General features: G+C 60.9%; 23 protein-coding genes. 20 read left to right on the top strand and 3 right to left on the bottom strand.

Annotated elements, in window-relative coordinates; all coding sequences use genetic code 11:
• Window positions 1-457 (top strand): transposase (locus tag ACP7BX_RS09955; RefSeq protein ID WP_426197804.1); only part of this gene is annotated, 457 nt, incomplete at its 5' end.
• A 102-nt stretch (window positions 458-559) separates the two neighbouring features.
• Here the strand turns inward: ACP7BX_RS09955 and ACP7BX_RS09960 are convergent.
• The gene (locus tag ACP7BX_RS09960) at window positions 560-1,558 is read right to left on the bottom strand and encodes an AraC family transcriptional regulator (protein WP_314532601.1); all 999 of its coding nucleotides are present in this window, start codon (window positions 1,556-1,558) and stop codon (window positions 560-562) included.
• Between the two features lie 338 nt (window positions 1,559-1,896).
• Between ACP7BX_RS09960 and ACP7BX_RS09965 the strand changes: the two genes are divergently transcribed.
• From ACP7BX_RS09965 to ACP7BX_RS09975, 3 genes are all read left to right on the top strand, one after another.
• Window positions 1,897-3,228 (top strand): dicarboxylate/amino acid:cation symporter, encoded by a 1,332-nt coding sequence (locus tag ACP7BX_RS09965; RefSeq protein WP_061449296.1) that lies wholly within the window; start codon window positions 1,897-1,899, stop codon window positions 3,226-3,228.
• A gap of 139 nt (window positions 3,229-3,367) precedes the next feature.
• On the top strand, window positions 3,368-4,354 hold the full coding sequence (locus ACP7BX_RS09970) for an XdhC family protein (RefSeq protein ID WP_426126242.1): 987 nt from the start codon (window positions 3,368-3,370) through the stop codon (window positions 4,352-4,354).
• On the top strand, window positions 4,351-4,935 hold the full coding sequence (locus ACP7BX_RS09975) for a nucleotidyltransferase family protein (RefSeq protein ID WP_426126244.1): 585 nt from the start codon (window positions 4,351-4,353) through the stop codon (window positions 4,933-4,935). The genes ACP7BX_RS09970 and ACP7BX_RS09975 overlap by 4 nt, the downstream gene beginning before the upstream one ends.
• 63 nt (window positions 4,936-4,998) lie before the next feature.
• Here ACP7BX_RS09975 and rne read toward each other — a convergent pair whose 3' ends face one another.
• A complete protein-coding gene (gene rne, locus ACP7BX_RS09980) occupies window positions 4,999-8,148 on the bottom strand; it encodes a ribonuclease E (protein ID WP_426126246.1) in 3,150 nt (1,049 codons plus the stop codon).
• Between the two features lie 759 nt (window positions 8,149-8,907).
• Between rne and rluC the strand changes: the two genes are divergently transcribed.
• Genes rluC through ACP7BX_RS09995 form a run of 3 tightly spaced genes read left to right on the top strand, consistent with a single transcriptional unit; the run spans window position 8,908 to window position 11,521 of the window.
• On the top strand, window positions 8,908-9,867 hold the full coding sequence (gene rluC, locus ACP7BX_RS09985) for a 23S rRNA pseudouridine(955/2504/2580) synthase RluC (RefSeq protein ID WP_028617584.1): 960 nt from the start codon (window positions 8,908-8,910) through the stop codon (window positions 9,865-9,867).
• The gene (locus tag ACP7BX_RS09990; protein ID WP_426126248.1) at window positions 9,854-10,516 is read left to right on the top strand and encodes an HAD-IA family hydrolase; all 663 of its coding nucleotides are present in this window, start codon (window positions 9,854-9,856) and stop codon (window positions 10,514-10,516) included. The genes rluC and ACP7BX_RS09990 overlap by 14 nt, the downstream gene beginning before the upstream one ends.
• Before the next feature lie 21 nt (window positions 10,517-10,537).
• Window positions 10,538-11,521, top strand: a complete 984-nt coding sequence (locus ACP7BX_RS09995) for a S49 family peptidase (RefSeq protein WP_426126250.1) — start codon at window positions 10,538-10,540, stop codon at window positions 11,519-11,521.
• Between the two features lie 48 nt (window positions 11,522-11,569).
• Here the strand turns inward: ACP7BX_RS09995 and ACP7BX_RS10000 are convergent, their stop codons facing one another.
• Window positions 11,570-12,148, bottom strand: coding sequence for a Maf family protein (locus tag ACP7BX_RS10000; RefSeq protein WP_426126252.1), 579 nt, complete (start codon window positions 12,146-12,148; stop codon window positions 11,570-11,572).
• Window positions 12,149-12,253: 105 nt separating this feature from the next.
• Here ACP7BX_RS10000 and ACP7BX_RS10005 point away from each other — a divergent pair, with 105 nt between their 5' ends.
• From ACP7BX_RS10005 to ACP7BX_RS10065, 13 genes are all read left to right on the top strand, one after another.
• Window positions 12,254-12,784, top strand: coding sequence for a YceD family protein (locus ACP7BX_RS10005; RefSeq protein ID WP_017737760.1), 531 nt, complete (start codon window positions 12,254-12,256; stop codon window positions 12,782-12,784).
• A 13-nt stretch (window positions 12,785-12,797) separates the two neighbouring features.
• Window positions 12,798-12,980 carry a 50S ribosomal protein L32 gene (gene rpmF, locus ACP7BX_RS10010; protein ID WP_008152339.1) on the top strand — a complete coding sequence of 61 codons (183 nt, stop codon included), beginning with the start codon at window positions 12,798-12,800 and terminating at the stop codon, window positions 12,978-12,980.
• A gap of 4 nt (window positions 12,981-12,984) precedes the next feature.
• Entirely contained in the window at window positions 12,985-13,995 is a 1,011-nt protein-coding gene (plsX, locus tag ACP7BX_RS10015) for a phosphate acyltransferase PlsX (RefSeq protein ID WP_177110762.1), read from the top strand.
• A gap of 126 nt (window positions 13,996-14,121) precedes the next feature.
• Window positions 14,122-15,060: an ACP S-malonyltransferase gene (gene fabD, locus ACP7BX_RS10020; RefSeq protein WP_177074055.1), complete on the top strand. Its 939-nt coding sequence runs from the start codon at window positions 14,122-14,124 to the stop codon at window positions 15,058-15,060.
• A gap of 24 nt (window positions 15,061-15,084) precedes the next feature.
• The gene (gene fabG / locus ACP7BX_RS10025; protein WP_426126256.1) at window positions 15,085-15,828 is read left to right on the top strand and encodes a 3-oxoacyl-ACP reductase FabG; all 744 of its coding nucleotides are present in this window, start codon (window positions 15,085-15,087) and stop codon (window positions 15,826-15,828) included.
• A 191-nt stretch (window positions 15,829-16,019) separates the two neighbouring features.
• Window positions 16,020-16,256: an acyl carrier protein gene (acpP, locus tag ACP7BX_RS10030; RefSeq protein WP_003175607.1), complete on the top strand. Its 237-nt coding sequence runs from the start codon at window positions 16,020-16,022 to the stop codon at window positions 16,254-16,256.
• A gap of 128 nt (window positions 16,257-16,384) precedes the next feature.
• On the top strand, window positions 16,385-17,629 hold the full coding sequence (gene fabF, locus ACP7BX_RS10035) for a beta-ketoacyl-ACP synthase II (RefSeq protein ID WP_016979749.1): 1,245 nt from the start codon (window positions 16,385-16,387) through the stop codon (window positions 17,627-17,629).
• A complete protein-coding gene (gene pabC / locus ACP7BX_RS10040; protein ID WP_426126258.1) occupies window positions 17,629-18,444 on the top strand; it encodes an aminodeoxychorismate lyase in 816 nt (271 codons plus the stop codon). Before fabF ends, pabC begins: the two co-directional genes overlap by 1 nt.
• Window position 18,445: 1 nt before the next feature.
• Window positions 18,446-19,579 (top strand): endolytic transglycosylase MltG, encoded by a 1,134-nt coding sequence (gene mltG, locus ACP7BX_RS10045; RefSeq protein WP_314532650.1) that lies wholly within the window; start codon window positions 18,446-18,448, stop codon window positions 19,577-19,579.
• 19 nt (window positions 19,580-19,598) lie between these two features.
• A complete protein-coding gene (gene tmk, locus ACP7BX_RS10050) occupies window positions 19,599-20,231 on the top strand; it encodes a dTMP kinase (protein ID WP_033901265.1) in 633 nt (210 codons plus the stop codon).
• The gene (locus tag ACP7BX_RS10055; protein WP_426126261.1) at window positions 20,224-21,213 is read left to right on the top strand and encodes a DNA polymerase III subunit delta'; all 990 of its coding nucleotides are present in this window, start codon (window positions 20,224-20,226) and stop codon (window positions 21,211-21,213) included. The genes tmk and ACP7BX_RS10055 overlap by 8 nt, the downstream gene beginning before the upstream one ends.
• Before the next feature lie 63 nt (window positions 21,214-21,276).
• Window positions 21,277-22,062: a TatD family hydrolase gene (locus ACP7BX_RS10060; protein WP_038847783.1), complete on the top strand. Its 786-nt coding sequence runs from the start codon at window positions 21,277-21,279 to the stop codon at window positions 22,060-22,062.
• A 445-nt stretch (window positions 22,063-22,507) separates the two neighbouring features.
• Window positions 22,508-23,161 (top strand): TetR/AcrR family transcriptional regulator, encoded by a 654-nt coding sequence (locus tag ACP7BX_RS10065; protein ID WP_016979740.1) that lies wholly within the window; start codon window positions 22,508-22,510, stop codon window positions 23,159-23,161.
• Window positions 23,162-23,222: the final 61 nt, after the last annotated feature.

Consider the following 23,222-nt stretch of genomic DNA (forward strand, 5'->3'; position numbering starts at 1 on the left):
TGAACAGGCTATTCAGAAGCTGCTGCATAAAGCCAGCAAAGAGGCGGGCATCACCGAAAACATCAAGCGCTGCAAAGAGATTGAAGGGGTTGGTGATCTTACGGCTACTGGCCTGGCGACAGCCTTCATGCGCGGCCACTTCGCCAGTGGTGACGCATTCATTGCCTTCTTGGGAATGGACTTGAGAGCAAAAGACTCCGGAAAAAAGAACGGCACTCGTCGCCTCAGTAAAAAAGGCGATTCAGAATTGCGACGCCTGGCTCACAACGCAGCAATGGCCGCTAGCCGATCTCCAACCTGGAAACCGTTTTACGAGTCCTATCTGGCGAGAGGCTTGGCAAAGACCGAAGCGCTGGAGATCCTCGCCCGAAAACTATGCCGGGTGGCATTCGCGCTTATGAAAAATCAGAGCGAATACCAGCCGAATTTAAGGTTGCAGGGTTCCCCTGCAACATAGAATCTCCCACAGTGGATTGGGTTCACAAATCAAAATGTGTGAACCCGATCAGAGTGTGGGAGTGGGCTTGCCCGCGAAGAGGCCAGCCCAGACAGCACACTTCTAACTCTCCTGCGCGCGATACGCCCCCGGCGTCAGCCCCGTCCACTTCTTGAACGCCCGATGAAATGCCGACGGTTCGGAAAACCCGAGCTGCTCGGCAATCTCCTGCAATGACAAATCCGCCCGGCCCAGATGATAGATGGCGATGTCCCGCCGCAGCTCATCCTTGAGTGCCTGAAAGCTGGTGCCTTCTTCGCGCAAATGCCTGCGCAGGGTCTGCGGGCTGATGTGCAGGTGCTGGGCCACGGCTTCCAGGTCCGGCCACGGCGTGCGGTCGCGGCTGAGCAAGCGACGTAGTTGGCTGCTCAAGCTGTCGCCTTCGTCCGGCCGAGAGAGCAAGTCGGCGGGGGAGCGTTCCAGGAAGTGCTTGAGCGTGCGTTCGTCCTGCAACAACGGCAGGCTCAGGTAGCGCGCGGGAAACACCAGGCTGCTGTTCGGTGCACCGAACACCTGGGCGCAGGGAAACAGCAGGTCATATTCGCTGGCGTGTGCAGGCATGGGGTAACTGAAAGTGGCTTGATGCAGCCGGATACGTTGGCCGATCAGCCAACTGCCCAAGCGATGCCAGATCACCAGCAGGCACTCGCTCAAGAAATGATCCGGGTCCCACAACTGCGAGTCGTCCAGGCTCAAACGGGCCATTTCGCCTTCGCGTGTCAGCTGCCAGCGCGGGCCTTGCGGGAATAGGCTATAAAATAATAAGCCGCGTTCCAGAGCCTTCTCCAGGGTGCGGCAGTGGATCAGCGCGTGGCACATCATGGCAAAGGTGCCGCGTTTACTCGGGCCGTCGGCGAATCCCAGGTATTCGTCGTCCAGTGCCAGCCAGAGCATTTGCAGCAGGCGGGTGAACTGCTCCGGGGCGATGCGGGCGCGGGGTTCGGTCAGCAGCTCCGGGGTGATGCCTACCTGTTGCAGCAGGCCCGAGCAGTCATAGCCGGCCCGACGCGCCCCGCCGAGGGCGGCCCTGGCGTAATGACTGGCGATGGTACGTTCACGCATGCGAAGGCCTCGTCCTTGGAGTGGCGATGGTAGCCATCCCCGGAGGGGGTCACAAGGCGGATATCCGCCAAATTGTAGGACGGGATTGGTTGGGTGGGCGGAAATCCGCCACCTGCTTTGGCGCTTGGGAGGGTGCCTGAAAACCTCCAGCCCTGATGTCTAAAGGCCTCTAAGGTTTTTCAGCAAAGTGGCACGGCGTTTGCGATAAGGATTACAGCGCAGGCCTGGTCCTACAGATCTCGCAAACAACAAATCCCTCCAGTGCAGGAGGGTTCGCAATTCAAGTGTCGTGGGCAACGGCGGATATTTGCCACACGGGACGATTGAGGAACTTTGCAATGACGACTCGTCAGCCAATCTACAAATCCCTGTACTTCCAGGTGATCGTTGCAATCGTAATCGGTATTTTGCTCGGTCACTTCTACCCGCAGACCGGTGTGGCCCTCAAGCCGCTGGGTGACGGGTTCATCAAACTGATCAAAATGGTCATCGCCCCGATCATCTTCTGCACCGTTGTCAGCGGCATCGCTGGCATGCAAAGCATGAAATCGGTCGGCAAAACCGGCGGCTACGCGCTGCTGTACTTCGAAATCGTTTCGACTATCGCACTATTGATCGGCCTGATCGTGGTCAACGTTGTGCAACCGGGCGCCGGCATGCACATCGACGTAGCGACCCTGGACGCCTCCAAAGTGGCGGCCTACGTCACTGCCGGTAAAGACCAGAGCATCGTTGGCTTTATCCTCAATGTGATCCCTAACACCATCGTCGGCGCCTTCGCCAACGGCGACATCCTGCAAGTGCTGATGTTCTCGGTGATCTTCGGTTTCGCCCTGCATCGCTTGGGTGCCTACGGCAAGCCGGTCCTGGACTTCATCGATCGCTTCGCCCACGTGATGTTCAACATCATCAACATGATCATGAAGCTCGCGCCAATCGGTGCCCTGGGCGCCATGGCGTTCACCATCGGTGCCTACGGCGTAGGTTCGCTGGTGCAGCTGGGCCAGCTGATGATCTGCTTCTACATCACGTGCATCCTGTTCGTACTGATAGTGTTGGGCGGTATCTGCCGCGCTCACGGTTTCAGCGTGATCAAACTGATCCGCTACATCCGTGAAGAGCTGTTGATCGTACTGGGTACTTCCTCCTCGGAATCCGCACTGCCACGCATGCTGATCAAGATGGAACGCCTGGGCGCGAAGAAATCCGTAGTAGGCCTGGTGATTCCAACTGGCTACTCGTTCAACCTCGACGGTACTTCGATCTACCTGACCATGGCTGCCGTGTTCATCGCCCAGGCGACTGACACCCACATGGACATCACCCACCAGATCACCCTGCTGCTGGTGCTGCTGCTGTCCTCCAAAGGCGCTGCAGGCGTGACCGGTTCGGGCTTCATCGTACTGGCTGCGACCTTGTCGGCCGTAGGCCACCTGCCGGTTGCCGGCCTGGCGCTGATCCTGGGTATCGACCGCTTCATGTCCGAAGCCCGCGCGCTGACCAACCTGGTAGGTAACGCCGTTGCCACCATCGTTGTGGCCAAGTGGGTCAAGGAACTGGACACCGACAAGCTGCAAAGCGAGCTGGCGTCCGGCGGTACCGGTATCTCGGAAACCCGCGAGCTGGACGACCTGGGCGTGGCCGAAGGCCCTGCACCTGTCGTCAAGTAAGCCGCTGCTGGCGTAACCTGACGCCACAGCAACCCACAAACGCCCCGACTGGTTCGGGGCGTTTGCGTTTCTGGCGCATTACTTTGGCGGCTTTTGTTTTACAGTAAGTGAATCGGTTGTGACGCTTGCAGGAGGTTATGTGGACAGTGTTGATTTGAATGTCCTGCGCAGCGTGCTCGAATGGCGCCGCGCCGGGCAGCGAGTGGTGTTGTACAGCGTGGTCCAGACCTGGGGTAGCGCACCACGGCCGCCGGGAGCCATGCTGGCGTTGCGCGGCGATGGTGTGGTGATCGGTTCGGTGTCGGGCGGTTGCATCGAGGATGATTTGATTGCGCGCCTGCAGGATGGGCGGTTGCCTGAGGACGGGCCGCCGGTGCAGTTGGTGACCTATGGGGTTACCCGCGATGAAGCCGCGCGTTTTGGCCTGCCATGTGGTGGCACCCTGCGCCTGACCGAGGAGCGGGTGGACGATTGGGCGTGGGTAGCCGACTTGCTGGCGCGATGTGAAGATCATCAGATCGTCGCGCGTGAGCTGGAACTGACCAGTGGCAAAGTCACCCTGAGCGACGCGAGCAAGACTGATGTCGTGACCTTCGACGGCGAACGCTTGCGCGCCATCTACGGTCCGCGCTGGCGCCTGCTGCTGATCGGCGCCGGCCAACTGTCACGTTATGTGGCGGAAATGGCGCGTTTGCTGGATTTCGAAGTGTTGATCTGCGACCCCCGCGACGAGTTCGTCTACGGCTGGGAAGAACAGCACGGTCGCTTTGTGCCGGGCATGCCCGATGAAGCGGTGCTGAACATCCAGACCGATGAGCGCACAGCCATCGTCTGCCTTACCCATGACCCGCGCCTGGATGATATGGCGTTGCTCACGGCGCTGAATTCCTCGGCGTTCTACATTGGCGCCCTGGGTTCGCGAGTCAACACCCAGAAACGCCGGGAAAACCTGGCGGCGCTTGGCTTATCGACCGAGGCGATTGCGCGCCTGCACGGGCCGATCGGCTTGCATATCGGCAGCCATACACCGGCTGAAATCGCGTTGTCGTTGATGGCGGAAATTGTCGCGATCAAGAACGGCGTAGCGCCGATGCAGAAGAAGCCGTTGCCGGTAGTCGCAGAGTGACAGTCACGGCGATTGTGCTGGCGGCAGGGCAGGGCAGTCGTTTTCGCGCTGAAGCCGGGGCGGACCAGGATAAGTTGTTGGCGGATTGCGTTGGCCTGGACGGCGTGGTGCGGCCGGTGATCGAGCAGGTGCTGGTGAACTTGCCTGAGCGCGTCGTGAGGCGTTGGGTGGTGACGTCACCCGGTCGTGCGGATGTCATTCGGTTGGCCGAAGCCTATGGTTGTGACGTCCTGCTGCTGCGTTCGGCTGGCATGGGCGACAGTATTGCAGCGGCGGTGGCGGCCAGTGGCCCGGCAGATGGCTGGCTGGTGCTGCTGGGGGACATGCCGTTTATCCGGTCGTCGAGTATTGAGCGCGTAATCGATGGGCTGGAGGCGGGAGGTATCAGCGTGCCGGTGCAGGATGGACGCTACGGGCATCCCGTGGCGTTTGGCCAGGCATTGGGACCTGGGCTGATGGCCTTGACGGGTGATCGTGGCGCCAAGCCGTTGTTTGCTCAGGCGACGGTGTGGGAGGTGCCAGTAGATGACCCCGGTGTGTTATGGGATGTGGATGTGCCTGCGTTGTTGCGCTACCCCTGACCGAGCACACATAAAAAAGCCCCGCCTGATCACTCAGGCGGGGCTTTTTAGTGGCTGCTGGAATCAGGCGAGAGGTTTGCTCTCGTGTTCTGCTTCCTGTGCCGCGGCAGCAGCTGCTGCGGCTTCAGCTTCCTTGCGACGACGACGCACTTCACGTGGGTCGTTCGGTGCACGGCCGTTTTCAGTCAGGGCGCTGACCGGTGCGGCTTCAACCACTGGTGCTGCCGCTTCGGCAACGATCGGTGCTTCAACCACGGGCGCAGGTTCAACGACCGGAGCTGGCTCGGCAACCACGACTTCGGCAACCGGTGCCGGCGCTTCTTCTACCACTGGGGCAGGTTCTGGCGCTTCAACCGGAGCGGCTGGCTCGGCAGTCCATTGGAAGGCGGTCTGTTCTTCACGAACTTCACGAACTTCACGAACTTCTGGAGCGGCGTCGACAACCGGTGCTTCAACGATCGTTTCAACCACTGGCTCGGGCTCAACCACAGGGGCAGGCTCAACGACCGCCACTTCAACTTCTGGCTGGGCTTCAGGTGCCTGGGCAACTTCCACTTCCGGAACAGCCGGCGCTTCGATTGGGGTAGTGGCTTCGACAACCGGTGCCTCTACAACTGGCGCTTCAACTGCTGGTGCTTCAACAACCGGCGCTTCAACCACTGGGGTCTGGGCAGCAGGTGCTTCAACCACTACGGTTTCTTCGACAGCAGCAGTAGCGCGTTCAGCCTGCTCGTGAGCCTGGGCTTCAGCAGGAGCGCTGATGACCGAGCTGGCAACAGCCGCGGTGACGGCCAGGCCGGCAGCCAGTTCGGCGCCAGCCGGTTCGCCGGTCGCGGCTTCTGCGTTTTCGCCGGTCTCTTCCGAGCCTTCGATCACGTTGCCGTTGGCATCACGTTGACGCTCACGACGGTTGCTGCGACGACGCTGGCCACGGGAGCGGCGGCGTGGACGATCGCCTTCGGCGCCTTCCTGGCCGTCTTCCTGCAGTTGCTCTTCACCGGTCAGCACTTCTTCTTCGCTGGCGGCAGCGGCTTGTTCGGCACGCGGTTGACGCTCTTCACGCGGGGCGCGAGGTTGGCGCTCTTCACGTGGCGCACGCTCTTCACGCGGCTGGCGAGCTGGGCGCTCTTCGGTAGCTGCGGCGGCACCGGCTACGGCAGCAGGGGCTGCGTCCAGCGGCTCACGCAGTTCACGCACACGTTCTTCACGCTCGCCACGTGGCTTGCGGTCTTCACGTGGGGCACGCGGAGTACGTGGGGCGCGCTCTTCGCGTGGTGCACGTTCTACGGTCGGGGTTTCTTCACGGGCTTCGCGAGGGGCACGCTCTTCACGTGGAGCGCGTTCTTCACGCGGTGCACGTTCTTCGCGCGGCTTGCGCTCTTCGTCACGGCGACCGTTGCGATTACGGCTCTGTTGGCGACCGTTGCGACGCTCTTCGTTGCGCGCAGGGCGCTCGGAGGCCGGTTTCTCAACCACGACCGGAGCCACTGGCTCTTCCTTGGTGGCGAACAGGCTGACCAGCGACTTCACCAGGCCTTTGAACAGGCTTGGCTCAGGCAGGGCGGCCGGCGCGGCAACTGGTGCTGCAACTTCAGCTGGAACCGGTGCATTGGCGCGAGCTGGAGCGGTCTTGACTGCAGCTTCCTGGCGAACCAGGGTGCGGGTCGCGGCGGCTGGCTGGACTTCTTCCACTTCGGCAGCGGCAGCGGCGATTTCGTAGCTGGACTGGCCGCTGTGGGCTTCCGGGCTGTCGTCACGCAGGCGTTGCACTTCGAAGTGCGGGGTTTCGAGGTGATCGTTCGGCAGGATGACGATACGGGCACGGGTGCGCAGTTCGATCTTGGTGATCGAGTTGCGTTTTTCGTTGAGCAGGAAGGCTGCAACCGGGATCGGCACTTGCGCGCGGACTTCGGCGGTGCGGTCTTTCAGGGCTTCTTCTTCGATCAGGCGCAGGATCGCCAGGGACAGCGATTCAACGTCACGGATGATGCCGGTGCCGTTGCAACGCGGGCAGACGATGCCGCTGCTCTCGCCCAGGGATGGACGCAGGCGCTGACGGGACATTTCCAGCAGGCCGAAGCGCGAGATGCGACCGACCTGTACGCGGGCACGGTCAGCTTCCAGGCATTCGCGGACTTTTTCTTCCACGGCGCGCTGGTTCTTGGCGGGGGTCATGTCGATGAAGTCGATCACGATCAGGCCGCCGATGTCACGCAGGCGCAGCTGGCGGGCGATTTCTTCAGCCGCTTCCAGGTTGGTCTGCAGGGCGGTTTCTTCGATGTCGCTGCCTTTGGTCGCGCGCGCCGAGTTGATGTCGATGGACACCAGGGCTTCGGTCGGGTCGATCACGATGGAGCCACCGGAAGGCAGTTCGACCACGCGCTGGAAGGCGGTCTCGATCTGGCTTTCGATCTGGAAACGGTTGAACAGCGGAACGCTGTCTTCGTACAGCTTGATCTTGCTGGCGTACTGCGGCATCACCTGGCGAATGAAGGTCAGGGCTTCGTCCTGGGCTTCAACGCTGTCGATCAGCACTTCGCCGATGTCCTGGCGCAGGTAATCGCGGATGGCGCGGATGATCACGTTGCTTTCCTGGTAGATCAGGAACGGCGCGGAACGATCCAGGGACGCTTCTTTGATAGCGGTCCACAGCTGCAGCAGGTAGTCGAGGTCCCACTGCATTTCTTCGCTGCTGCGGCCCAGGCCTGCAGTGCGAACGATCAGGCCCATGTCGGCCGGTGCGATCAGGCCGTTCAGCGCTTCGCGCAGTTCGTTGCGCTCTTCGCCTTCGATGCGACGGGAAATGCCGCCGGCACGTGGGTTGTTCGGCATCAGGACCAGGTAACGGCCAGCCAGGCTGATGAAGGTGGTCAGGGCTGCGCCCTTGTTGCCACGTTCTTCTTTTTCGACCTGGACGATGACTTCCTGGCCTTCGCTCAGGACGTCCTTGATGTTCACGCGGCCTTCAGGGGCTTTCTTGAAGTATTCGCGGGAGATTTCCTTGAGGGGCAGGAAGCCGTGGCGCTCGGAGCCGAAATCGACAAAGGCAGCCTCAAGGCTTGGTTCGATGCGAGTAATACGGCCTTTATAGATGTTGGCCTTCTTTTGCTCGCGTGCACCGGATTCAATGTCCAGGTCGTAGAGGCGTTGGCCATCTACCAGTGCAACACGCAACTCTTCGGGTTGAGTTGCGTTAATCAGCATTCTTTTCATGTTGTACCGTCGGTTTCCGGGCTGCCGGAAACGGCGTTCGGCACACACGACTTCTCACGGTCGGTGTCAGGTGCGTCAAGAGTGGTTGGCCACTCCAGTGTCCAGCAAAAACCAGCCAATTGGGCCGGTATCGCGACGGACGCGTCCTGCTTGTTAGCGGTGGTGACAAAGGCACCACTTCAACAAAAGCTAAGGTCAGGAGGAGGAATCAACCGGCGACTGTGGACGAGATGAAGCGTCTAAATATAAGCCTAGTGCTACACGGTCCGACGGTTGTGCATCTCCACCCTACACGTATCCCTGATAATTCGGGTGCTGCCGCGCGCAGAATCCGCAGCGGGTTGGCATTTACCGTGTTCTCCAATGGGGAGTCCACGCTCATGGCTAAACAAGACTAGGTGTGGGCGGTTGCGCTCTCACTCAGCTCTTAACAGGCGTTGTTTCCGAAGCATTCGCCGTGGTCTGGTCCAAGACTGACTGCACTTTGTGAACTGGCCGTAAATATCGGCGCAGAACGCGAGTATTCACTCTGCTTTCTGCACTCGCTTCAGGCCTCATGTCACCTGCGCTTGTTACAATCTTGAGCCTTCCAGGGTGGCGAAAGCCCCGTAGGACGGCCTCGCGTCCTGATGAATTGCGATGGTCAGGGCCGGCAGTTTGCCGCAAGTCCTCTGTCCAGGCCGCTTTTGGCGGCGTTCGCGACTATAGCAGCAATGATTAAGTGCTTCAATTCCATAAAAAATTGTTATCATCGCCGCCATGACGACTACCGCCCCCCAGACCCCCAGCGTCCAGCTGCTCGAGGTCTCGCCGGAATATGCCGGCCAACGCATCGACAATTTTCTCCTGGCCAGGCTCAAAGGCGTGCCCAAGACCTTGATTTACCGCATCTTGCGTAAAGGTGAAGTGCGGGTGAACAAGGGTCGGATCAAGCCCGAGTACAAGTTGCAGGCGGGCGATATCGTCCGCGTGCCGCCGGTTCGCGTGCCCGAGCGTGACGAACCTGTGCCCTTGGCCCAGGGTTTGTTGCAACGCCTGGAAGCCTCGATTGTCTTCGAAGACAACAAGCTGATCGTGATCAACAAGCCTTGCGGTATTGCGGTTCATGGCGGCAGTGGGCTGAATTTCGGTGTGATCGAAGCCTTTCGTCAGTTGCGCCCGGATGCCAAGGAGTTGGAGCTGGTCCATCGCCTCGACCGCGACACTTCTGGCCTGCTGATGATCGCCAAGAAACGCAGCATGTTGCGCCACCTGCACACCGCCCTGCGTGGCGACGGTGTGGACAAGCGCTACATGGCGCTGGTGCGCGGCAACTGGGCCAGTTCCATCAAGAGCGTCCGCGCGCCGTTGCAGAAGAGCAACCTGCGTTCCGGCGAGCGCATGGTGGAAGTGGACGAGGAGGGCAAAGAAGCCCTGACCCTGTTCAAGGTGCTGCGCCGCTTCGGTGACTTCGCCACCCTGGTCGAGGCCAAGCCTGTGACCGGGCGTACCCATCAGATTCGCGTGCACACCTTGCACGCCGGCCATTGCATTGCCGGCGATACCAAGTACGGCGACGAGGATTTCTCCAAGGAAATCCGCGACCTGGGTGGCAAGCGCCTGTTCCTGCACGCCTATATGCTCACAGTGCCACTGCCTGATGGTGGCGAGTTGAAACTGCAGGCGCCGGTCGATGAGATGTGGGCCAAGACCGTGGAGCGTTTGAGTGTCGCACCTTGATTACAAGCTGCTGATTTTCGATTGGGACGGCACCCTGGCCAACTCCATTGGCCGGATTGTCGAGTCTATGCACGCGGCGTCGACCCGCTCGGGCTATGCGCTGTGCACCGATCATGCGGTCAAGGGCATCATCGGCCTGGGCCTGCCTGAGGCGATTCGTACCTTGTACCCCGAGATCAGCGACGCTGAGCTGGTCACCTTTCGTGATCACTACGCCGATCACTACATCGCCCTGGAGGCCACGCCTTCGCCGTTGTTCGACGGTGTGGTGCAGTCTCTGGAGGCGTTCCGCGCCGAGGGTTATCACCTGGCGGTCGCCACCGGCAAGGCGCGTCGCGGGCTGGACCGTGTGCTCAAGGCCCACGGTTGGGAAGATTATTTTGATATCACCCGCGCCGCCGATGAAACTGCCAGCAAGCCTCACCCTCTGATGCTGGAGCAGATCCTGTCCCATTGCGGCGTGTCGCCACGCCAGGCCTTGATGGTGGGTGATGCTTCCTTCGACCTGATGATGGCGCGCAATGCGGGCATGGACAGTGTGGCGGTCAGCTATGGCGCCCAGGCTGCCGAGGCCTTGCAGCAATACGAGCCGCGTCTGACGATCGATCATTTTTCCGAATTGCAGGCCTGGCTCAGCCGGGCCCAATAAGTCTTTGCTGGGGTTGATGGCATGAGTGACGAGTGGAAAGCGCCCGAAAAGGCTGAAAACAGCGACGACAAAAGCTGGAAACTGCTGGAGAAAACCCTCCTGGCCAGCGTCCAGGAACAGCGCCGAGCACGGCGCTGGGGGATTTTCTTCAAGCTGCTAACGTTCGTCTGGCTTATCGCCATGCTTGCATTGTTCAGCCCGCTGATGGACATGGAAAAAAGCGCAACCCGTGGTGCCAACTACACCGCCCTGATCGAAGTGCGCGGGGTGATTGCCGACAAGGAGTCCGCCAGCGCCGACAACATCGTCAGCAGCCTGCGTGCCGCGTTTGAAGACCCCAAGGTCAAGGGCGTGATCCTGCGCATCAACAGCCCAGGCGGCAGCCCGGTGCAGTCCGGCTATGTGTACGACGAGATTCGCCGCCTGCGTGGCCTGCACCCGGATACCAAGCTGTATGCGGTGATTTCCGACCTGGGGGCGTCGGGTGCCTATTACATCGCCAGTGCTGCCGACCAGATCTACGCCGACAAGGCCAGTCTGGTGGGTTCCATCGGTGTGACGGCAGCCGGCTACGGCTTTGTCGGCACCATGGAGAAGCTCGGTGTAGAGCGTCGCACCTACACGTCGGGCGAGCACAAGTCTTTCCTGGATCCGTTCCAGCCGCAGAAGGCTGACGAAACCCAGTTCTGGCAGGGCGTGCTCGACACCACGCATCGTCAGTTCATCGCCAGCGTGAAGCAGGGGCGCGGCGATCGTCTGAAGGACAAAGACCATCCGGAGTTGTTTTCCGGCCTGGTGTGGTCGGGTGAACAAGCGTTGCCGCTGGGCCTGATCGACGGCCTGGGCAGTGCCAGTTCGGTGGCGCGGGATGTGATTGGCGAGAAAGAGTTGGTGGACTTCACCGTCGAAGAGTCGCCATTTGACCGGTTCTCCAAGCGGCTGGGTGCCAGCGTGGCAGAGAAGCTGGTGTTGTATATGGGCTTCCAGGGCCCGACGCTGCGCTGACAGTCCAAGGTCAAAAAGAACCGGCCCTTGCGGCCGGTTTTTCGTACGTCAGGGGATCTGTACGCCTTCGGCCAGCAGCATATCCACCAGTCGGATCAGTGGCAGGCCTACCAGGCTCGTCGCATCCGGCCCTTCTGTGCTCTGGAACAGGCTCACGCCCAACCCTTCAGCCTTGAAACTGCCTGCACAGTCATACGGCTGCTCAATCTGCAGGTAACGCTCGATGCGTTCCGCGTCCAGTTCACGCATGTGCACGGTAAAAGGTACGCAGTCGACCTGGCATTGACCGGTTTTGCTGTTGAGCAGCGCCAGGCCAGTCAGGAAGCTCACACGCTTGCCACTCGCGGCCAGCAATTGTTCGCGAGCGTTTTCGAAGGTGTGGGGTTTGCCGATGATCCGGCCATCGAGCGCCGCGACCTGGTCGGAGCCTATAATCAGGTGCCCTGGATGGCTGGTGGCGAGGGCGCAGGCTTTCTGTTCGGCCAGGCGCTTGACCAGTTCCACGGCGGACTCATTTTCACGGTGGCTTTCGTCGATATCCGGTGAGCTGCAGATGAACGGCAGGTGCAGGCGGCTCAGCAATTCCCGGCGATAAACCGAGCTGGATGCGAGTAATAAAGGCAGCATGGGCGTCTCCTCAGGGCAGCCGGGGATTCTAGCGGGGCGACCGGCTGACGCACAGGGCTGAATTTCCTTTGACATGGCTGGGTGCATCCCTATAATGCTGCGCCTATGTTGAATGACCCGATTCCACCTCACGTTGACCCGCGCAAATTGGCTGATCGTGGCACTTCCCTTCAAGGTGAATTGCTGCTGGCCGATTTGGAGAGACTCTGCGACCCGCTTTCCGACACTGTCGGTACGGTGCAGGCCAAATTCGTTTTTGAACGAGATGAACGTAAGTCTGTGGTAATCCACAGCTTTATCGACACCGAAGTCAAAATGGTTTGCCAGCGTTGTCTTGAGCTGGTCACCCTGCCGATTCACAGCGAGTGCAGTTATGCTGTGGTGAAGGAGGGTGCGAATACCCAGTCGTTGCCGAAAGGTTATGACGTGCTGGAACTGGGCGAAGATCCATTGGATCTGCATGCACTGATCGAGGAGGAGCTTCTGCTCGCCTTGCCCATTGTGCCTGCTCATCATCCGGAAGAATGCCAGCAGCCGGAGGGGCTCGATGACGAGCCCGAACCGAGCGAGGACGAGGTAACGCGGTCCAACCCGTTCAGTGTATTGGCGCAGTTAAAGCGTGACCCAAACGTTTAGGAGTTAATCAATTATGGCTGTTCAGCAGAACAAAAAATCCCGCTCTGCCCGTGACATGCGTCGTTCGCACGATGCCCTGACGGCGAGCACTCTGTCTGTAGAAAAAACCACCGGTGAAATTCACCTGCGTCACCACGTATCGCCAGAAGGCGTATACCGTGGTCGTAAAGTGATCGACAAGGGCGCTGACGAGTAATCACTTGTCTGCTCTAGTCATCGCGATAGACGCAATGGGCGGGGACTTCGGTCCCCGCAGCATTGTTCAGGCCTGCATTGCCAGCCTGTCTGCTACACCCTCGCTGCACCTGACCCTTGTCGGTCAACCCTCCCTACTTGAAGAACTGATTGCCAGCCATCCGGCGGTGGATCGCGCGCGCCTGACGATTACGCCAGCGAGCGAAACCATCACCATGGATGAAAAGCCAGCGGCGGCTTTGCGTGGCAAGCCCGACTCTTCGATGCGGGTGGCGCTGGAGCTGCTGCGTGATGGCAAGGTGCAAGCCTGTGTCAGCGCCGGCAATACCGGGGCCCTGATGGCGTTGTCGCGGTTTGTGCTCAAGACCTTGCCCGGTATTGATCGGCCGGCGATGGTCGCGGCGATTCCGACGCAGAAAGGCTACTGCCAACTGTTGGACCTGGGCGCGAACGTCGATTGCAGTGCCGAGCACCTGTTCCAGTTTGCCGTGATGGGCTCGGTGGCCGCCGAAGCGCTGGGTGTTGCCCGGCCACGGGTGGCCTTGCTGAATATCGGCACCGAAGACATCAAGGGTAACCAGCAGGTCAAGCTGGCCGCCACTTTGCTGCAAGGCGCGCGTGGCTTGAACTACATCGGTTTTGTCGAGGGTGACGGTTTGTACCGTGGCGAAGCCGATGTAGTGGTGTGCGACGGGTTTGTCGGAAATATCCTGCTTAAATCCAGCGAAGGCTTGGCGACCATGATCGCTACGCGTATCGAGGCGTTGTTCAAGCAGAACCTGGCGTCGCGCCTGGTTGGCGCCCTGGCGCTGCCGTTGATGCGTCGCCTGCAGGCCGACCTCGCCCCGGCACGGCATAACGGTGCGAGTTTCCTGGGGTTGCAGGGCATTGTGGTGAAAAGCCATGGCTCGGCGGGTGTGGAAGGCTTTCAAAGTGCGATTGCGCGGGCCCTGATCGAGATCCAGGAAAACCTGCCGCAACGCTTGCACGGCCGTCTTGAGGACCTGTTGCCTTAGGCGAATCGGCCCGAGAGTGCTTAAATGTGACCGGCCAGTTCAATTGACCATCCAATCTGTCAGTTTCGTGTGCTCCCACCGTAGGAGTGCGCATTTTTGACGACCAGATCATTAGGGGCTTGTTACATGTCTACATCCCTCGCATTCGTCTTTCCAGGGCAGGGTTCGCAGTCCCTCGGCATGTTGGCCGAGCTGGGCGCGCAATACCCGCTGGTCCTGGACACCTTTAAAGAGGCTTCCGACGCCCTCGGTTACGACCTGTGGGCACTGACCCAGCAAGGGCCGGAAGAGCAGCTCAATCAAACCGATAAAACCCAGCCGGCCATTCTGACCGCTTCGATCGCCCTGTGGCGCTTGTGGCTGGCGGAAGGCGGCGCGCGTCCGGCATTCGTCGCCGGTCACAGCCTGGGCGAATACAGCGCACTGGTTGCCGCGGGCAGCCTGACCCTCGGTGAGGCGGTCAAGCTGGTCGAGCGCCGTGGCCAACTGATGCAAGAAGCCGTTCCGGCCGGGCAGGGCGGCATGGCCGCTATCCTGGGCCTGGATGACGCCGTGGTGATCGAAGCCTGCGCCGAAGCGGCCCAGGGCGAAGTGGTCAGCGCCGTGAACTTCAACTCGCCTGGCCAGGTGGTGATCGCCGGTGCCAAGGCTGCGGTGGAGCGTGCCATCGAAGGCTGCAAAGCCCGTGGCGCCAAGCGTGCGCTGCCATTGCCGGTGAGCGTGCCGTCGCACTGCGAGCTGATGCGTCCGGCGGCCGAGCGTTTTGCCGAGTCCATCGCTGCCATCAACTGGCAGGCGCCGCAGATTCCGCTGGTACAGAACGTCAGCGCAGCCGTGGCTGCCGACCTCGACACCCTCAAGCGCGACCTGCTGGAACAACTCTACAAGCCCGTACGCTGGGTTGAATCGGTTCAGACCCTGGCGGCCAATGGCGCCACCGAGCTGGTCGAGTGCGGTCCGGGCAAAGTCCTGGCCGGCCTGAACAAGCGCTGCGCCGATGGCGTGTCGACTGCCAACCTCAATACCCCGGATGCCTTCGCTGCCGCTCGCGCGGCACTGGCCTAATCCCCGAACTAAGGAGAAGCCTGCATGAGTCTGCAAGGTAAAGTTGCACTGGTTACCGGCGCAAGCCGTGGCATTGGCCAGGCGATCGCCCTGGAACTGGGCCGTCAGGGCGCCGTTGTGATCGGCACCGCCACTTCCGCTTCGGGCGCCGAGCGTATCGCCGCGACCCTGAAGGAAAACGGCGTGCAAGGGACTGGCCTTGAGCTGAACGTGACCAGTGATGAGTCCGTGGCTGCCGTACTGGCCGAGATCACCGCACAGTTCGGTGCGCCGGCGATTCTGGTGAACAACGCCGGTATCACCCGCGACAACCTGATGATTCGCATGAAAGACGACGAGTGGTACGACGTGGTCGACACCAACTTGAACAGTCTGTTTCGCCTGTCCAAGGGCGTTTTGCGCGGCATGACCAAGGCGCGCTGGGGCCGAATTATCAATATTGGCTCCGTAGTGGGTGCCATGGGCAACGCAGGCCAAGTAAACTACGCCTCCGCCAAAGCCGGTCTGGAAGGTTTCAGCCGTGCATTGGCACGTGAAGTCGGCTCGCGGTCGATTACGGTCAACTCGGTGGCCCCAGGGTTCATCGACACCGATATGACCCGTGAGCTGCCGGAAGCACAGCGTGAAGCCTTGCTGACGCAGATTCCGCTGGGCCGTCTGGGCCAGGCCCAAGAGATCGCGAATGTGGTCACTTTCCTGGCATCCGACGGTGCGGCATACGTGACTGGGGCTACAATCCCGGTGAACGGCGGGATGTACATGAGTTAAATTGTGACGGATCGCTTCAAAAAAATGTCATACGAGCTGTCTAAAATCCGTTATAAAGCTGCAACTTAATTTATAGGCAGGTGGCCGACCGGGTACAGGGTGAAGCTTTCAGTTGAAAAGCTGAAAAGGCTTTCTATACACTTACCCACTGGCCAGCTGCCTGAATTTGTCCATTAGGAGTTAAACAAGGTATGAGCACCATCGAAGAGCGCGTCAAGAAAATCGTCGCCGAGCAACTGGGCGTTAAAGAAGAAGAAGTGGTCAACACTGCTTCCTTCGTAGAAGACCTGGGTGCCGATTCCCTTGACACCGTTGAGCTGGTGATGGCTCTGGAAGAGGAATTCGAGACCGAAATCCCGGACGAAGAAGCTGAAAAAATCACTACTGTTCAAGCTGCTATCGACTACGTTACTAGCCACCAGGCGTAATAGTTTGTAGTCGTCGCTTGCTGTCAGGGAAAAACCGCACTGCTGTAACGGCGTGCGGTTTTTTCTTTAGCCCTGATGAAAAACAAGCGCTGAAGCAAAAGTGTCGTCATTAGAAAAAGGAGAGTGCTGTGTCGCGTAGACGCGTCGTAGTCACCGGTATGGGTATGTTGTCGCCACTGGGCACGGATGTGCCGAGCAGTTGGCAGGGCATTCTGGCTGGCCACAGTGGTATTGGTCTGATCGAACACACGGACCTTTCTGCCTATTCCACCCGTTTTGGCGGCTCGGTAAAGGGTTTCAATGTCGAGGAATATCTCTCGGTCAAAGAATCCCGCAAACTCGACCTGTTCATTCAATACGGCCTGGCAGCCGGTTTTCAGGCAGTGCGTAACGCCGGCCTGGAAGTCACCGACGCCAACCGTGACCGCATCGGCGTGGCCATGGGTTCGGGTATTGGCGGTTTGACCAATATCGAAGAAACCAGCCGCACGTTGCACGATTCCGGCCCCCGTCGAATTTCACCGTTCTTCGTTCCGGGCTCGATCATCAACATGATTTCCGGTTTCCTGTCGATCCACTTGGGCGCACAGGGGCCTAACTACGCCATCGCCACGGCGTGCACCACCGGCACGCACTGCATCGGCATGGCGGCGCGCAACATCGCCTATGACGAAGCCGACGTGATGATCGCCGGCGGCGCCGAAATGGCGGCCTGCGGCCTCGGCATGGGCGGCTTCGGCGCGTCCCGTGCGCTGTCGACCCGCAACGACGAACCCACCCGCGCCAGCCGTCCATGGGACAAAGGCCGTGACGGTTTCGTACTGTCCGACGGTGCCGGTGCCCTGGTGCTGGAAGAGTTGGAACACGCCAAGGCGCGTGGCGCCACGATCTACGCCGAGCTGATCGGCTTTGGAATGAGCGGCGATGCTTACCACATGACGTCGCCACCGTCCGACGGTGCCGGTGCTGCGCGCTGCATCACCAATGCCCTGCGCGATGCGAAGGTCAATGCGGACCAGGTGCAGTACATCAACGCCCACGGCACGTCGACCCCGACTGGCGACTTGGCGGAAGCCGAAGCCATCAAGTCGGTGTTCGGCGCACACGCCTACAACCTGGCGGTCAGCTCCACCAAGTCCATGACCGGCCACTTGTTGGGTGCGGCGGGCGCGGTCGAAGCGATCTTCAGCGTCATGGCCATCAAGGATCAGGTCGCTCCGCCGACCATCAACCTGGATGAGCCGGATGAAGGCTGCGACCTGAACTTCGTGCCCCACGAAGCGCAACCAATGCCGATCGACGTGGTGATCTCCAACTCGTTCGGTTTTGGTGGCACCAACGGTTCCCTGGTGTTCCGCCGGTTCGCCGAGTGATGCACAGCTGGGTCGACGGTCAGCCAGCGGACAGCGTGCCCCTGAAAGATCGCGGCCTGGCGTACGGTGATGGGCTGTTCGAGACCATCGCCGTCAAGGCCGGGCAGCCGGTGCTGCTCGACCGTCACCTGCAACGCCTCGCTGAGGGTTGCGGGCGTCTCGCCTTGGTTGCGGACCCATTGGTGATCCGCAGCGAAGTGTTGGCCTATGCCGCCGCCCTCGGCGACGGTGTCCTCAAGTTGATCCTCACCCGTGGCGACAGCCTGCGCGGTTATGGCATCAACCCTGGCGCGCCGGCGCGCCGTATTTTGCAGGGCAACCCGCCCGCTACCTATCCCCACGCCCATGCAGTCGACGGTATCCGTCTGTTTGCGTGTGCGACCCGCCTGGCCGAGCAGCCGTTGCTGGCCGGTCTCAAGCACCTCAATCGCCTGGAGCAGGTGATCGCCCGCGCAGAATGGCAAGACGCCGAGCACGCTGAAGGCTTGATGCTGGATGTATCCGGGCGTGTCATCGAGGGCGTATTCAGCAACCTGTTCCTGGTGCGCAACGGCTTGTTACTAACCGCTGATCTGACCCGATGCGGCGTTGCCGGCGTGATGCGCGCCGAGATTCTGGCCCAGGCACATACTCTGGGGATCCCGGTGGCCGTGGCCGACATCGATCTTGAGCAGTTGCAGCAGGCCGACGAAGTCTTCGTGTGCAACAGCGTTTATGGCATTTGGCCGGTGCGCGGTTGCGCTGGGATGAGCTGGCCGGTTGGGCCGCTCACCCGTAAACTGCAGGGCATTGTTCGCGCGCTATTGGAAATTTGAGTTGATACGAAAACTGGTTGTACTGCTGCTGATCGGTCTGTTCTCGGCGGCGTTGCTGTTGGGCTATGGCGCGTGGAAATACGACGCGGCCCTGAAGCAGCCCTTGAACCTGACCCAGGAGCAATTGCTCGACGTACCGGCTGGGGCGACCCCGACCGGCACGTTCAATCGCCTGGAAGCCGACGGCGTGCTGGATGGCGCCTTCTGGTTGCGCCTGTACTGGCGTTTCAACCTCGACGGCCAGCCGCTGCACAGCGGCGAATACCGCATGACCCCTGGCATGACGGCGCAAGGCCTGATCGGCCTGTGGCAACGTGGCGAAGTGGTGCAATACAGCCTGACGCTGGTGGAAGGTTGGAACTTCCGCCAGGTGCGTTCGGCGCTGGCCAAGCATGAAAAGATCGTGCAGACCCTCGCAGGCCTTAGTGACAGCGAAGTCATGGACAAGCTCGGTCACCCCGGCGTGTTTCCCGAAGGGCGGTTCTTCCCGGATACCTACCGCTTCGTGCGTGGGATGACCGACGTCGAATTCCTGAAAAAAGCCTACAACCGTCTGGACGATGTCCTCGCCCAGGAGTGGAGCAAGCGTGCGGCCGATGCGCCGTACACCGACCCTTATCAAGCGTTGATCATGGCCTCCCTGGTGGAGAAAGAGACGGGCGTGCCTGAAGAGCGTGGGCAGATCGCCGGCGTCTTTGTGCGTCGCCTGAAGATCGGCATGCTGTTGCAGACCGACCCGACGGTGATCTACGGCCTGGGCGAGCGCTACAACGGCAAGTTGACCCGCGCCCACCTCAAGGAAGCCAACCCTTACAACACCTATATGGTCGCCGGCTTGCCGCCGACGCCCATCGCCATGGTCGGTCGCGAGGCGATCCATGCCGCGCTGAATCCGGTGCCGGGCAGCAGCCTGTATTTCGTCGCACGGGGTGATGGCAGCCATATTTTCTCTGATGACCTGGATGCGCATAATGCTGCCGTGCGGGAGTTCCAGCTCAAGCGCCGCGCTGATTACCGCTCCAGCCCGGCGCCAGTGGTGAAGCCTGCGGAAGATGCAACGCCGCCGGCCGATGTGCCCGTTGAAAAGCCGGCCGAGTCTGCGCCAGATGTTGAAGCGCCGCAAAACCCGCAATAATTCTGACTAAGGACTGCCTGTGACTGGCTTGTTTATTACCCTGGAAGGCCCTGAAGGCGCCGGCAAAAGCACCAACCGCGATTACCTGGCTGAGCGCTTGCGCAGCGAAGGGATCGAAGTGGTGCTGACCCGCGAGCCCGGTGGCACGCCGCTTGCCGAGCGTATCCGCGAGGTGCTGCTGGCGCCGGGTGAAGAGCAGATGAACCCGGACACCGAGCTGCTGCTGGTGTTCGCCGCCCGTGCCCAGCACCTGGCCGAGGTGATTCGCCCAGCCCTCGCGCGCGGTGCCGTGGTGATCTGCGACCGATTCACCGATTCCACCTATGCCTACCAGGGCGGTGGTCGGGGCCTGTCCCTGGAGCGCATCGCCACGCTCGAAACCTTCGTTCAAGGCGACCTGCGTCCTGACCTGACCCTGGTCTTTGACCTGCCGGTGGAAGTGGGCCTGGCCCGCGCCAGCGCCCGTGGTCGCCTGGATCGTTTCGAGCTGGAAGGCCAGGCCTTCTTCGACGCCGTACGCACCGCGTTCCTCAAGCGCGCCGCCGCCGAGCCTGCGCGCTACTACCTGCTGGACGCCGCCCAACCGCTGGCCCAGGTGCAACACGCCATCGACGCGCTGTTGCCGACACTGCTGGAGCGCGCCCGTGGCTGAGGCCTACCCGTGGCAGGACAGCCTGTGGCAACAACTGGCTGGCCGAGCCCAGCACGCCCACGCCTACCTATTGCATGGGCCGGTTGGGATCGGCAAGCGTGACCTTGCCGAACGCCTCATGGCCAGATTGCTGTGCCAGCGCCCGGTCAACCTGGAAGCCTGCGGCGAGTGCAAGTCCTGCCTGCTGCTCAAGGCCGGCAGTCATCCGGATAACTACCTGTTGGAGCCCGAGGAAGCCGACAAGGCGATCAAGGTCGACCAAGTGCGCGACCTCGTCAGCTTCGTGGTGCAGACCGCGCAGATGGGCGGGCGCAAGGTTGTGTTGATCGAGCCGGTGGAGGCGATGAACATCAACGCCGCCAACGCCTTGCTCAAGAGCCTTGAAGAGCCGTCCGGCGATACCGTGTTGCTGCTGGTCAGTCATCAGTCCAGCCGTTTGTTGCCGACCATCCGCAGCCGTTGCGTGCAGCAGGCGTGCCCGCTGCCGAGCGAGGCCATGAGCCTGGAATGGCTCGCGCAGGCGTTGCCCGAGTGCAGCGCGGATGAACGGGTCGAGCTGCTGACCCTGGCGGCCGGCTCACCCTTGGCGGCGGTGAAGCTGCACGCCCAGGGCGTGCGTGAGCAACGCGCGCTGGTGGTGGAGGGCGTGAAGAAACTCATCAAGCAGGAAGTCTCCGCCACCCAGCTGGCCGAAACTGCCTGGAAGGACATTCCCCTGTTGTTGCTGTTCGATTGGTTCTGCGACTGGTCAAGCCTGATCCTGCGCTACCAGCTGACCCAGGATGAAAACGGCCTGGGCCTGCCGGACATGCGCAAAGTGGTGCAGTACCTGGCGCAGAAAAGTGCCCAGGACAAAGTGCTGACGATCCAGGACTGGATCCTCGCCCAGCGCCAGAAGGTGCTCGGCAAGGCCAACCTTAACCGCGTGCTGTTGCTTGAGGCGCTGCTGGTGCAATGGGTTGGCTTGCTTGGCCGCCGTTAAATTCCGTGGCCGACGGGTGTATCGTCGGCCAGACACTTTTCGTGACTGAAGTTGTAGATCCCTATGCTCGTAGATTCCCATTGCCACCTCGACCGCCTCGACCTGGCCCAGCACGGCGGTTCCCTGGATGCCGCCCTCGAAGCCGCGCGCCAGCGCGGGGTAGGGCACTTCCTGTGCATCGGCGTCAGCGCCGAAAACGCAGCCGACGTCAAAGCCCTGGCTGATCGCTACGCCGATGTGGATTGCTCGGTGGGCATTCACCCGCTGGACCTCAAGCCCGGTGAAGCCCCAGCGCTTGATTGGCTGCTGACTGAACTCAATCACCCACGCGTGGTGGCCATCGGCGAAACCGGCCTGGATTACCACTACGAGCCCGAAGCGGCGCAGTTGCAGCAGGCGTCGTTCCGCCTGCACCTGCAAGCCGCCCAGCAGACCGGCAAACCGGTGATCGTCCACACCCGTGGCGCGCGTGCCGACACCCTGACCCTGCTGCGCGAAGCCGCGCTTCCCCAGGCCGGCGTGTTGCATTGCTTCACCGAAGACTGGGACATGGCCAAGGCGGCCCTGGACCTGGGGTTCTACATCTCCCTGTCGGGCATCGTCACCTTCCGCAACGCCGACGCCCTGCGCGACGTTGCACGCCAGGTGCCGGCCGACCGCCTGCTGGTGGAAACCGACTCGCCGTACCTGGCGCCCATCCCCCATCGCGGCAAGCCGAACCTGCCCGAGTATGTGCGCGATGTGGCGGATTACCTGGCGATGTTGCGCGGCGAGTCCTACGAGCGGTTTGCCGAACAGACTACCGAGAACTTCAAGCGCCTGTTTCCGTTGGCTCACGTAGCAGGTTAGCGCCGCCAAATCCCAGGCAAAAAAAACCCGGGTTCTGGGGGGTGAATCCGGGCTAAGACCATTAGGAGTAAAACAAGGGTACGCGGTCCGTTGGTACCCAGGTCGGCGCGTCACTTGGGGGAGATGTCACGCCGACAGTTCAAGTATTGATCAGTATCCGATTCAGTCCAGTCGCGACTGGTCGTTTTTTAAACAGATTTGGAATACGCGCGCTTCGCTTGAGTTCTCATTGGGTAGGCGCACGGCGGCAGTTGTTGCGTATTATTTCTGACTGAGATCCATGAAAACGTTGGCGCACTGAAAGTAAAGTGCGTTTGCGGTTCACATAGGCATTGCCCAGCGACCGTTCAGTCGGGATAATCCCTCGCACCGGGTAAATCGTATCGCCGCGTATCCGTGGCCCTGCGTCACCCTCCCTATTTTGACCTTTGCAGACCTCTTCCTCATGCACAAAGAACCCCGTAAGGTCCGTGAGTTTCGCCGCCGTGAGCAGGAAATTCTCGACACCGCGCTCAAACTGTTCCTCGAACAGGGTGAAGACAGCGTCACCGTCGAGATGATCGCGGATGCCGTGGGTATCGGCAAAGGCACGATCTACAAGCACTTCAAGTCCAAGGCCGAGATCTATCTGCGCCTGATGCTCGACTACGAGCGTGACCTGAACGAACTGCTGCATTCGGCCGATGTGGACAAGGACAAGGAAGCCTTGTCCCGCGCCTACTTCGAGTTCCGCATGCGCGACCCGCAGCGCTATCGCCTGTTCGACCGCCTGGAAGAGAAGGTGGTCAAGGGCCATCAGGTGCCGGAGATGGTCGAGGAACTGCACAAGATCCGTGCGTCGAACTTCGAACGCCTGACCCTGTTGATCAAGGGCCGCATCAGCGAAGGCAAGCTGGAAGACGTGCCGCCGTATTTCCACTACTGCGCCGCCTGGGCCTTGGTGCATGGCGCCGTGGCGTTGTATCACTCACCGTTCTGGAGCAATGTGCTGGAAGATCAGGAAGGGTTCTTCCAGTTCCTGATGGACATCGGCGTGCGCATGGGCAACAAGCGCAAGCACAGTACTGAGCAGCCGCCGCTGGAATCGCCTTCCACGTAATGATTTGCTGCCACGCGTAGTACCCCAGGAATATACTCAGGCAAGGACTCTTGCTAAAAGC

Origin of the sequence: Pseudomonas sp. DWP3-1-3b3, assembly GCF_049896305.1 — a bacterium.
Lineage (GTDB): Bacteria > Pseudomonadota > Gammaproteobacteria > Pseudomonadales > Pseudomonadaceae > Aquipseudomonas > Aquipseudomonas azotoformans_A.

Bases quoted from the DNA above. Each gene is read 5' to 3' on its own strand.
- ACP7BX_RS09960 (WP_314532601.1), bottom strand. From the start codon at position 1,558: ATGCGTGAACGTACCATCGCCAGTCATTACGCCAGGGCCGCCCTCGGC.
- ACP7BX_RS09965 (WP_061449296.1), top strand. From the start codon at position 1,897: ATGACGACTCGTCAGCCAATCTACAAATCCCTGTACTTCCAGGTGATC.
- rne (WP_426126246.1), bottom strand. From the start codon at position 8,148: ATGAAAAGAATGCTGATTAACGCAACTCAACCCGAAGAGTTGCGTGTT.
- rluC (WP_028617584.1), top strand. From the start codon at position 8,908: ATGACGACTACCGCCCCCCAGACCCCCAGCGTCCAGCTGCTCGAGGTC.
- ACP7BX_RS09995 (WP_426126250.1), top strand. From the start codon at position 10,538: ATGAGTGACGAGTGGAAAGCGCCCGAAAAGGCTGAAAACAGCGACGAC.
- ACP7BX_RS10000 (WP_426126252.1), bottom strand. From the start codon at position 12,148: ATGCTGCCTTTATTACTCGCATCCAGCTCGGTTTATCGCCGGGAATTG.
- ACP7BX_RS10005 (WP_017737760.1), top strand. From the start codon at position 12,254: ATGTTGAATGACCCGATTCCACCTCACGTTGACCCGCGCAAATTGGCT.
- rpmF (WP_008152339.1), top strand. From the start codon at position 12,798: ATGGCTGTTCAGCAGAACAAAAAATCCCGCTCTGCCCGTGACATGCGT.
- fabD (WP_177074055.1), top strand. From the start codon at position 14,122: ATGTCTACATCCCTCGCATTCGTCTTTCCAGGGCAGGGTTCGCAGTCC.
- fabG (WP_426126256.1), top strand. From the start codon at position 15,085: ATGAGTCTGCAAGGTAAAGTTGCACTGGTTACCGGCGCAAGCCGTGGC.
- acpP (WP_003175607.1), top strand. From the start codon at position 16,020: ATGAGCACCATCGAAGAGCGCGTCAAGAAAATCGTCGCCGAGCAACTG.
- pabC (WP_426126258.1), top strand. From the start codon at position 17,629: ATGCACAGCTGGGTCGACGGTCAGCCAGCGGACAGCGTGCCCCTGAAA.
- ACP7BX_RS10060 (WP_038847783.1), top strand. From the start codon at position 21,277: ATGCTCGTAGATTCCCATTGCCACCTCGACCGCCTCGACCTGGCCCAG.
- ACP7BX_RS10065 (WP_016979740.1), top strand. From the start codon at position 22,508: ATGCACAAAGAACCCCGTAAGGTCCGTGAGTTTCGCCGCCGTGAGCAG.